Genomic DNA, 10,442 nt, shown 5'->3' with positions numbered 1-10,442 from the left:
ATGAGACGATCTAAAACACCCATGACTGCCTCCAAAAGACAGTCTTGAATCTGATTTGCTCACCTTTGGGAATCCCAAGAGTCCACGACTCCTAGGCCTCATACCATCAACCCGGTTCATTCTGTCAGGTATCAGCCCGGTCTGTACCCATAAGCTGCCCCTCACCCTAACCCTCTCCCCGTAAACGGGGCGAGGGGACGTGCCCCGCGAGACGTTGATGAGGGACGGAGAGGCCGCGGCATATCCCCTTCGCCCCGTTTACGGGGAGAAGGTGGCGGCAGCCGGATGAGGGGCGGCCGCACGGCACGCCGATCATTGTCTGGCCGCTGAGAGGCTAAGCAAAAGCCAATCTCCTCAGTTCCGGCGCACCCATCCCTGCGCTATATCACGTGCCGAAAGGGAGTGGACCACTATGCTGACATTGTACTACGCGCCGGGCACCTGCGCGCTCGCAAGCCTGATTGCCCTTGAGGAATCAGGCCTCGCCTTCGAAACGAGGAAGCTCAGCTTCGCCAAAGGCGAGCAGCGCTCGCCGGACTACCTGCAGATCAATCCGAAGGGCCGAGTGCCCGCACTTGTCACCGATCGCGGCGTGCTGACGGAAACGCCGGCGATCCTCGGCTTTATCGCGGAAAGCGCGCCGGCCGCCACACTCGCGCCGATCGGCGATGCCTTCGAAATGGCGCGGCTGCAGTCCTTCAGCAGCTATCTCTGCTCGACCGTCCATGTGAACCATGCCCATCGTCCGCGTGGTTCCCGTTGGTCCGACGATCCGGCGGCGATCGAAGCGATGAAGGCGAAGGTGCCGCAAAACATGGCCGATTGTTTCACCCTGATCGAAGAGACGATGTTCAAGGGCCCGTGGGTGATGGGGGAGACCTATTCGCTCGCCGATCCCTATCTCTTCGTCATGACCGACTGGCTGCCGTCTGACGGCGTCGATCCCGCCCGTTTCGCAAAAGTCAGCGACCACCACGCCCGCATGCTGCAGCGCCCCGCCGTCAAGCGGGCGCTGGCCTATGATCGGGGCTGATAGGCTGGCAGTAAGACGCGGCCGTAGCAGTTGCGGGAGTTCATGCCGACGTCGATGCGGCGGTGAACACCGCCAGCTGCGCGGCGAAAGCCCGTTTGTAGGCCGGCCGCGCCTCGCCGCGGGCGACATAGGCGGCAAGGTTCGGATATTCCTCCAATAGTCCCGATGCTTGCGCCCTGAGCAGCACCGTTACCATCAGCAAGTCGCCGGCGCTGAACGCGCCGTCGAGCCAGTCGGCATCGCCAAGGCGAGCGGAAAGGCTGTCCAGACGTTTGCGGATGCTGTCCTCGAGGCGCCGCAGGCGCTGCTCGTACCAGGGTTCGTCGCGCTCGAGGATGGTGGCGAGGCTGCGCTCGAAGATCGGCGGCTCCACCGTGTTCAGCGCCGCAAACATCCACGCGACAGCGCGTGCCCGGGCATTCGCATCCGCAGGCAGCAGGCCCGCATGGCGCTCGGCGATGTGGAACACGATCGCGCCGGACTCGAACAGAGTAAGATCGCCGTCTTCATAGGTCGGAATCTGCCCGAAAGGATGAAGTGTGAGATGCGCGGGCTCCTTCATCGTCTTGAATGAAACGAGACGAACATCGTAAGGCAGGCCCGCTTCTTCGAGCGCCCAGCGAACGCGCATGTCGCGCGCCAGGCCCCGGCCGCGATCGGGCGAGCGTTCAAAGGCGGTAATGGTAATCGTCATCGCTTCCTCCATGTAATTTTATCCTTGGATCGATGCCCGATCCAGGGATTTATGCCATGGCTTGAAGACGGCTGGCGAAACGCGATTCCGACATTGATGCTTGCGATAATATGCAGCACGGCATGCAGCGCGGCTTCGTTGCCGCGGATGTCACGAGGCCCACTCACTTCCGCTCGACCGTCAGCACCATCGGCATGGCCCAGTTGGCCTCGGAAATCGGCCAGCGGAGCAGGCTTACGTTGTTGCCGTCCGCCTGAGACTCCCACCTTGCGTAGAATTTTTGCCGATAGCCATTCAGCCGAACGCTCCGGCAGGCGACGGGACCGCCGTCAAGATTGAGCGCGACCTTGAGATTGAGCGGCGAGGTCTTGAGAAATTCTGCCAGCCGGTCGAGGGAAAAGAACGCTTCCTTTGTCGTGCCGATGACGATATGCCCCCGATCGTCCTTGGCGACAAAGGTACGGTTGGCGAGCCAGCGGCTTTTCACGTTCACATGGGTCTGCCCGTCATCGCCGATGAGCAGGGGATAGGAGACCATGGCGTTCGACGCGCCGGCGAAGGCTGTCTGCCAATCTTGACGGCTGAGATCACGGATGTCGGCAGCGTCTCGATCGGCAACGAAGGCGCCGGCCTTGGCATCATATTGCTGGGGACCCATCGCAACGCCCTCGCTGATGAATGGCGTGTCGGGCCTGCCATGTTTGTCGAAATAGCTGCCGTTGACGATGAGCACCGCGTTGGGCAAAGCCTTTTCCCATTCGTCGATGCCGGTATCGCCGGCAGCGGCATTGCGGGTGACGAAGCGAAAGCGGGCCGGGTCAATTCTGCTGAGAAAAATGCGGTCGACTTCGCGGCCATCGGCAAGAACCGGCAGTTCCGCCACCTCGAAACCCGGCTCCGGCTCCTGCCAGGTCAGCGGCCCGGGCTGAACCGCTGGGATCACCGTGTTCAATGCCAATCGCATGGAGGCGGAAAGGCGCTCGTCGTCAGGTTTCATCGTGGTCCAATAGGTCCCGCCGCGCCGCAAGACAGTGTTGAAACCGTAAGCACCAGCGACCTGCCAGAGCCAGCCGGCACCGACGACAACCGCGACCGTTAAAATTGCGATGAGTCCGAATAGGATCTTGCGAATTGCTGACATTGAATATCTCTTTGCTCAAATGGGTAGGTTCGCGACGCTGGGTTGACGTGACGTCGCGCGAATGCAAGTGCCAAGTACGGTTTTTCTACGACCGGCCCGCAAACACCCTCATTCGCCAAAGCCGACACATACCGAACCCCCGAGAAAAACATGATCGTCGAACTGACTGCCGATGATTTCGCCATCTTGCTGAAAGGCTTCGCCCCGCAAAATCTGCGGCTGGTTCCCGATAGTGCCATCGCGCCGCCTGAGGTGCTGGAGATGCTGGCGAGGATTGCAGCCGAGGTCGGCGCGGCGTTTGCCCCGTCCGCCTGGATGATGGTCGAGGAGGGCGAAATCGTTGGACTGTGCTCCATCATCCGTGTGCCGGAGAACGGCGCAATCCATGTCGGCTATGGCGTGGCGCCGAGCCGCGAGCGGCGTGGGTACGTCACCGGCGCTATCGCAGAACTGCTCGCATGGGCGCGGAAGGATCCGCGCGTGACGCTTGTTTCGGCCGATACCGGCGTGGAAAACATCGCCTCACAACGTGTCCTTGAGCGCAACGGCTTCGTCCAAACGGGGGAGCGTATCGATCCGGAAGACGGTCCGTTGATTTGCTGGCAGGCATCGATCGACTGAGGCAAGTCGCCCAGAGAACGCGTCGCGTCAACGAGTGATGCGACGCGCTTTAAGGCCGGCTGAAACGGCGCGCACCGTTACGCGCATTTCGCCAGCGGCGGTTTGGCCTCGGCGGCAAGGCCGATGTCGGTTCCGAGCGGCAGATCGGCAAGCTCGCGCATCGACATGCGCTCGACTTCGGGATGCCGCAGCGGATCGTCCCTCCAGGCAAGGGCTGTGTCCGCGTCACCCATGGCACGGGCAGGCTTCAAGAAAAACTTCAGCAACGACATGGCATGCCTCGCTTTCTCCAGCAGTGTGGGATCGTGACTACAGGCTGCAATGTCTGCTTCACCAAGCGGATTTTCAATTGAGATTACGGCAGCTCTGCTATAGAAAAACTATATGAAGAACCTGAATTCCGTCCATCTCAACGGCCTCAGGGCGCTCGAAGCCGTCGGTCGTCTCGGCTCGCTGCAGGCCGCCGCCGACGAGCTCGGCGTCTCGGTCGGCGCCGTCAGCCAGCAGGTGATCAAGGCCGAGGCGCAGCTTGGCCTGATGATCTTCGAGCGCACCGCCCGCGGAATGATCCCGACCGAAGCAAGCCGGCCGGTTCTCTTGGCGCTCGATGAGGGTTTTGCCCGTCTTTTGGCCGCCGTGTCGATCGCAGGGCGCAAGGACGACACGATCCTGACCATCTCGGTGGCGCCGGTTTTTGCCGCCCGCTGGCTCGTCTGCCGGCTCGACCGTTTCGCCGAGCGCCACCCCGAGATCAAGCTGCGGCTTGATGCGACGACCAATCTCGTCAATCCCGCCATCTGCGACGTCGATATCGGCATCCGCGTCGGCACCGGCAAATGGCCTGACGTGAAGGCCGAACTGCTCTTGGAGCAGGAGGTCTTCCCCGTCTGCTCGCCGGAGATGGCGGCGCAGTTGAAGGAGCCTGCCGATATCCTGACGCTGCCTGCAGTCGTCGACGGCCGCGCCATGTTCGGCTGGGAGGTCTGGATGCGCGAGGCGGGGCTGTCAGGCGCGACACCTGCGACACGCCACGTCTTCAACGACGCCTCGCTTTGCCTCGATGCGGCGATTGCCGGCCAGGGCGTCATGCTCGCCTGGCAGACCCTTGCCGCCTTTGCGCTCGCCGAAGGCCGGCTGGCGGCGCCCTTCGGCATTCGGGCGCGCACCGGCTTCGGCCATTATTTCGTCACCGCCGAAGGCACGCGCGAGCCGAAGAAGGTCAAGGATTTCAAGGCCTGGATCCGCGAGGAAATGGCCGGCACGCTCGCGCTGTTCCGGTAACTCAGACCTCGATCGGCTCTTTGCCGCGCGTCTCCTGCATTCTCTTGTAGGCGGCGCGGGACTGGCAGCGTCCGATCCAGGCCTTGACGTTGGGATGCGCATCGAACAGCGCTTCCTCGCTCTGGGCGTAGCGCAGCACCTCGGCAATGTTGAGATCGGCGACGGTGAAGCGGTCGCCGACGATCCACTGCCGGCCGGCAAGCTGGCTTTCGAGAGCGGCCAGCGGTCGGCGCAGCGCCTGGCAGGCGGCGGCGATCGTCTCCTTGCCCTCTTCGCTGTTTTCGAGGCGGTTATCATAGGTCAGTACGATCCTGACCGAATGCGGCTCGACCTGCGAGGCGGCCCAGACTGTCCACATCGTCAGCAATCCGTCTTCTTCGACGGTTTGTCCGGCAAGCGGCCCGCCATGTTTGCGGGTCAGGTAGAGATTGATTGCCAGCGATTCGTGCATCACGAGTTCGCCGTCCCTGATGCTGGGGATCTGCGCCATCGGATTGACGGCAGCGAAATCGGGCGAGTGCGTGTTGAGCGGCGCGCTCCCGGACAAAGGTTCCGCCAGCCGCCTGGCCTGCAGCACCGGCACCGAGCGGAATTCGAGCCCGAGCTCCTCCGCCATCCAGTAGACGCGCGACGCCCGCGATCGATAGACTCCGTAGATTGTCAGCATGACCTTGTCCCCTCGATGTTACTGTCCGGAAGGGTAGAGGCCGCAGCGGCTGCGGGAAAGTCCTTGCCGCTGATGAGATGATGAAAGCTTTTGATGCTCTTCAGGAGATGCGGTTTCGCTCGACCGTCAGCTGCTTGTAGGACGTGCCGCCGCCAGCCATCTCGGCCGACACTTTCTTCTCCCATTGGAAGCCTAAAACCGCACCTTCCGTGGTATCCTGAAAGACGTTGTCGGTGATGATGGCGGTGCCGGCGCCATCGGCGACCGAGACGGCGCATCCCACCGGCGCCTTGCGCACCACATTGCCGCTGACGACGACATTGCGCAGATAGGAACCCCAGCCGATCTGCATGCCCCAGCGCGGCGCGCCCTCGATCACATTGCCCGAGATCAGCGTATCGGCCTCCGCCGCAATGCCGATGCCGAAGCCGACCTCGTGCTTGTATGGACCGCGCAGCGTCAGATTGCGCACGACATTGCCGGTGACGCTTGCCAGCCTGCCGCCCTCGTCGAAATTGGCGATCGAGATGCCGTTCGCCGCCCCGTCGATCATGTTGGCGGAAACGACAGCGCCCTCGAAGGCGAATTCGACATAGATCGCCGTCTCGCCGGATCGCCGGCACTGGTTGTTGCTGATCTGAATATCAGAGGCCGAATTGGCGCGGATCGCGGTAAAGGCGCAGTCGGAAATGTGATTGTTCACCACCATCACGCCGTCGGCTCGGAAGATGTTGATGCCGTTGCCGTTCTGGCCGGTGCCGCCGTCATTGGCGCGGATGTTGGAGATGCGGTTGCCTGAGACAAGCGTGCCGTCCTCCGCCTTGTTCCAGCGGTGCACCAGGATGCCGCCATTGCCGCAATCGGCGATCGTATTTCCGGTGATCGAAAGATTGGCGGAATCGACCGCATAAAGCCCGGCCTCGGCCGCCCCCGAAATGCGGCTGCGCTCGATCCGCCCGCCGCAGCGTTCCAGCTGCAGCCCGTGTTTGCGGCTGCCGCCGATCTCGCAATTGTCGATCAGCACCTCGTCGACGCCGGTAAATTGGACGAGTCCGCCGGCATAGTCGCCGAGCCAGCGATTGCCGCCGTCGATGACGAGGTTGGAAAGCTCGATGCGCCGCACATTTGCCGCCGCCAACAGGTGGCCTTCGCCGGTATAGACGAGCCGCGAGGCGCCGGGCACGCCGGTAAGGCGCGTATTGTCGGGCAGGTTGAGATTGGAGATCCGGTAGGTGCCGGGCGGCAGGAAGACCGGCACATTCTCGGCCGCCGCCTGTTCGACCATCTGCTGCAGGTTGCGGGTCTTGCGGTCGCCGCTTTCGGGAATGGCGCGATATTCCACCGCGTCGATCGCGCCGCGCAGATCGGGCTGTCCGGCGGCCGGAAGCGTCGCGGCCGATGCGCGCGGCAGTGTACCTCCCGCAACCGCCGCGGCGGCGAGAAAGAACAGCATGTCGCGGCGTGAAGGCATTCCGGATTCTCCAGTCATAAGGCGCCTGTAGCACGAAACATGCCAGACGGACCTGTCCCTTTCTGGCACAGGCGACCGAAATTGCGGTTGTGGCCTCTGATAAGGGCAGGATATCGCCGCGGATTTTGTCCTCTTGTTCACCCTTTCATTTAAGCAAGCCGAAGGGAATGGGGACTACTTTAGAGGGAAATTTACGGGGTGATTATGCGGGATGCGGGCCTTCGGCCCGCCGGGGAGAATGGCGGCATGCAGGAACCGAGTGCCAGGCGATGGGAATCGACCGATGCCCTGTCGGCCGAAACGCGGCGCATCGTCGCCGCGACGGAAGCGATGATGGCCTCGACCGCCCATCATCTTTCCGACGGCATCGAGAACCTGCGCCTGAAGGCGATCGTCCACGAGCTTCCGGATTTCCTCTACGTCAAGGATCGCGACAGCCGCTTCGTCTTCGCCAACGCCGTCACTGCCAGCAGCCTCGGCCTGGAGAGCGCCGACCTGATCACCGGAAAGCGTGATTTCGACCTGTTTGATTTCGAGACGGCACGGCGCCATTTCGATATCGAGCAGCAGATCATGGCGACGGGGCAAGCCTGCATCGACATGGAGGAAAGCTACGTCCTGCCCGGCGGCAAAAGGCCGATATGCCGGCTGACCTCGAAGATCCCGCTGCGCAACGATCGCGGCGAGATTGTCGGCCTGATCGGCGTTTCCCGCGATATCACCGAACGCAAGCGCCAGGAGGATCTCCACCGCGAGCAGGCGAACCTGCTGGAAATGATCGCCCGCAACGAGCCGCTGCCGATGATCCTCGAGGCGCTGGTGCTGATGATCGAGGCGCAACTGACCGGCATCGACGGATCGGTGCTGCTGCTGAACGGCGAGGGTACCAGGCTCTATCACGGCGCCGCCCCCAATCTGCCCGGCGGCTATAGCCGCCTGATCGACGGCGTCACCATCGGTCCCAAGGTCGGCTCCTGCGGCACCGCCGCCTGGCGCGGCCAGACCGTGATCGTCGAGGATGTGATGAGCGATCCGCTCTGGGAGGATTTTCGCGCGCTGGTCGCGCCCTTTGGTTTCCGCTCCTGCTGGTCGACGCCGATCGCCACCTCGCAGAACAATGTGCTCGGCACCTTCGCCCTCTATTCCAGGGAAGTCCGCCGTCCGACGGAGCACGAGATGAAGCTGGTGGCGCTCGCCACCCACATCGCCGGCATTGCCATCGAGCGCAAGCGTGTCGATGACCGCATCCATTTCATGGCCCATCATGATGATTTGACCGGCCTGCCGAACCGCGCCTTCCTCAAGGAGCGGCTGGCCAATATCCTCGACCAGGCCCGGCGCAACACCCGCAAGGTCACCGTCGCCTATATCGATCTCGATAATTTCAAGGACATCAACGACGGCCGCGGCCACGCCGCCGGCGACGAAGTGCTGAAGGAAACCGCGGCCCGTATGGCCAACAGTGTCAGGGCATCCGATATGGTGGTGCGTCTCGGCGGCGACGAATTCCTCGTGGTGCTCGTTCATCAGTCGAGCCACGATGCCGGCATCACGCGTCGCCTGCGCGAGCTGCAGAAGGCGATCAACCGGCCGATCCCCTTCGATGGCGGCGAGATCACCGTCACTTCGAGCATCGGCATCGCCGCCTTCCCTTTCGACGGCGCGACCTCGGAAGAGCTTCTCGCCAATGCCGACCGCGCCATGTACCGCGCCAAGGAACTCGGCCGTAACACCTTGCAGCATCACGATGGCGGCGGCACGCCGGTGGGAATGCCGATCGGCGAGCAGGAGGAACTGCACCAGGCGATCACCGGCGACCAGCTGCTCCTGCAATACCAGCCGCAGGTCGATGTCGCCACCGGCCGCATCACCGGCATCGAGGCGCTGGTGCGCTGGAACCATCCGGCCAAGGGCAGGGTGCCGCCGGTCAGTTTCATCCCGCTTGCCGAAGAGACCGGCCTGATCGTTCCCCTCGGTCTCTGGGTGCTGAACGAGGCCTGCCGCCAGGCGCGCCACTGGCAGGATATGGGCTTGGCGCCGCTGACCATCGCCGTCAACGTCTCGGCCAAGCAGTTCGCCGATCCGGATTTCGCAAGTCATGTCGCCGAGGCGCTGGAGCGCCATCGCCTGCAGTCGCGCTGGCTGGAGCTGGAAGTCACCGAAAGCGTGGTGATGCAGGATGCCGAACGTGCGCTCGCCATGATGGAATCGCTGCGGGCGCTCGGTGTGCGCCTGTCGATCGACGATTTCGGCTCCGGCTATTCCAGTCTCGCGGCGCTGAAGACCTTCCCCTTCGATCGGCTGAAGATGGACCGTTCGCTGGTCGAGGCCCTGCCGGGCGACAAAACCGCCGTCGCCATCGCCTCGGCGGTGATTTCGCTGGCGCAGACGCTCAAGCTTTCGGTTCTCGCTGAAGGTGTGGAAACCGACGCCCAGATGGATTTCCTGCGTCACGCGCGCTGCGAGGAGGCGCAGGGCTACCGTTTCTCCAAGCCGGTTTCCCCAGGGGAAATCCCGGCATTGCTACGGGCGCGGGATCTCTGAGCTTTACCTGAAATGTTTGCCGATCGCCTCGATCTCGTTCGTCCATATACCCGCCGCATAGTTCTCCGGCAGCCGCGCCAAGTGCGCGGCGTCGTCGATGCCGGTCGAAAAATCGCCGCCGCGATAGGGGCCGAGCACGAAGACCTCGGTTCCGGCATCGTGCATCCGGTTGAGGAAACGGTCCGGCCAGCCCCAGAGCCATGGCGCGATGTTGATCGGCACCAGCATCATCGCGTGTTAGCAGGCATCCGGCAGCACTCCGGTCCAGCCATAGCCGATGTAGCCGAAGAGGCAGCTCTTCAGGCTCTTGCGCGAGGCGGTCTTGATCTCGGGCACCAGCCGGCGCAGGACATCGATCGGCTCGTCGCCGCCATAGACGATGATCTCTGCCCGCCGCTCGGTGGGAAGCCCGTTGAGCACGGCGGCGAGCTTTTCGCCCTCGGAAGGATCGCGGCTCTTGACGTTGATCAGGAAGCGCCGATCCGGAAAGGTCGAAAGGACTTGCGCCAGCGTCGGCATCATGCCGATGCCGCGGCCGCGGAAGGGAAAGGTCTTGCCGCCATCGGCGGTATAGCCGTAGCCGATGTCGAGCTTTCGCATTTCCGCCATCGAATGCTCGCGGGTGACGCCGTGGCCGTCGGTGCGGCAGTCGAGCGTCCAGTCGTGAAAGACCGCGAATGCGCCGTCCGTGGTCGGATGCACGTCGATCTCGACAATATCGGCGCCGGCCGCAAAGCCGGCCTGCATCGAACGGATGGTATTCTCGAGGTAATCATGTTTCGGCGGCAGCATGCGGCTCGCCGTGCAGGTGTCGTTCTTCAGATCGGTCTCGTCGAACCGCTGGGCGATGCCGCGATGGGCGAGCAGCACCGGCTTTCCCGGCCGATGCGCGGCAAGCAGGCTGCTATTGTTGAGATAGATGCCGGCCGCGGCGAGCGCGACCGCGACCGCGCCATAGAAAAGCTTCCTGCCCATATTGCTCCCCCTGAT

Annotated in this window: 9 protein-coding genes and 1 pseudogene; 4 read left to right on the top strand and 6 right to left on the bottom strand. The window is 63.1% G+C overall.

What is annotated here, in order from left to right; translation table 11 throughout:
* The first annotated feature begins 412 nt into the window (after positions 1–412).
* Positions 413–1,033 carry a glutathione S-transferase family protein gene (locus BBJ66_RS18300; RefSeq protein ID WP_071088787.1) on the top strand — a complete coding sequence of 207 codons (621 nt, stop codon included), beginning with the start codon at positions 413–415 and terminating at the stop codon, positions 1,031–1,033.
* 40 nt (positions 1,034–1,073) lie between these two features.
* Here BBJ66_RS18300 and BBJ66_RS18295 read toward each other — a convergent pair whose 3' ends face one another.
* On the bottom strand, positions 1,074–1,727 hold the full coding sequence (locus BBJ66_RS18295; protein ID WP_071088792.1) for a glutathione S-transferase family protein: 654 nt from the start codon (positions 1,725–1,727) through the stop codon (positions 1,074–1,076).
* Between the two features lie 163 nt (positions 1,728–1,890).
* Positions 1,891–2,868 (bottom strand): phosphodiester glycosidase family protein, encoded by a 978-nt coding sequence (locus BBJ66_RS18290; RefSeq protein ID WP_071088785.1) that lies wholly within the window; start codon positions 2,866–2,868, stop codon positions 1,891–1,893.
* A 150-nt stretch (positions 2,869–3,018) separates the two neighbouring features.
* Between BBJ66_RS18290 and BBJ66_RS18285 the strand changes: the two genes are divergently transcribed.
* Positions 3,019–3,489, top strand: coding sequence for a GNAT family N-acetyltransferase (locus tag BBJ66_RS18285; RefSeq protein WP_071088783.1), 471 nt, complete (start codon positions 3,019–3,021; stop codon positions 3,487–3,489).
* 77 nt (positions 3,490–3,566) lie between these two features.
* On the opposite strand, the gene BBJ66_RS18280 is transcribed toward BBJ66_RS18285, so the two are convergent.
* On the bottom strand, positions 3,567–3,761 hold the full coding sequence (locus BBJ66_RS18280; protein WP_071088781.1) for a hypothetical protein: 195 nt from the start codon (positions 3,759–3,761) through the stop codon (positions 3,567–3,569).
* Positions 3,762–3,873: 112 nt separating this feature from the next.
* Here BBJ66_RS18280 and BBJ66_RS18275 point away from each other — a divergent pair, with 112 nt between their 5' ends.
* Positions 3,874–4,770 (top strand): LysR substrate-binding domain-containing protein, encoded by an 897-nt coding sequence (locus BBJ66_RS18275; RefSeq protein ID WP_071088779.1) that lies wholly within the window; start codon positions 3,874–3,876, stop codon positions 4,768–4,770.
* A gap of 1 nt (position 4,771) precedes the next feature.
* On the opposite strand, the gene BBJ66_RS18270 is transcribed toward BBJ66_RS18275, so the two are convergent.
* Positions 4,772–5,437, bottom strand: coding sequence for a glutathione S-transferase family protein (locus tag BBJ66_RS18270; RefSeq protein WP_071088777.1), 666 nt, complete (start codon positions 5,435–5,437; stop codon positions 4,772–4,774).
* Between the two features lie 100 nt (positions 5,438–5,537).
* A complete protein-coding gene (locus BBJ66_RS18265) occupies positions 5,538–6,908 on the bottom strand; it encodes a TIGR03808 family TAT-translocated repetitive protein (RefSeq protein ID WP_071088775.1) in 1,371 nt (456 codons plus the stop codon).
* 246 nt (positions 6,909–7,154) lie between these two features.
* Between BBJ66_RS18265 and BBJ66_RS18260 the strand changes: the two genes are divergently transcribed.
* Entirely contained in the window at positions 7,155–9,452 is a 2,298-nt protein-coding gene (locus tag BBJ66_RS18260; RefSeq protein ID WP_071088789.1) for a sensor domain-containing protein, read from the top strand.
* Positions 9,453–9,455: 3 nt separating this feature from the next.
* On the opposite strand, the pseudogene BBJ66_RS18255 reads toward BBJ66_RS18260, so the two are convergent.
* Positions 9,456–10,427 (bottom strand): annotated as a pseudogene (locus BBJ66_RS18255) (glycerophosphodiester phosphodiesterase family protein).
* Positions 10,428–10,442 lie beyond the last annotated feature (15 nt).

Source organism: Rhizobium sp. RSm-3 (assembly GCF_001854685.1).
Taxonomy (GTDB): Bacteria; Pseudomonadota; Alphaproteobacteria; order Rhizobiales; family Rhizobiaceae; genus Rhizobium; species Rhizobium ecuadorense.
The sequence above is the reverse complement of the archived record's forward strand: the minus strand, read 5'-3'. Positions and strand labels throughout refer to the sequence as shown.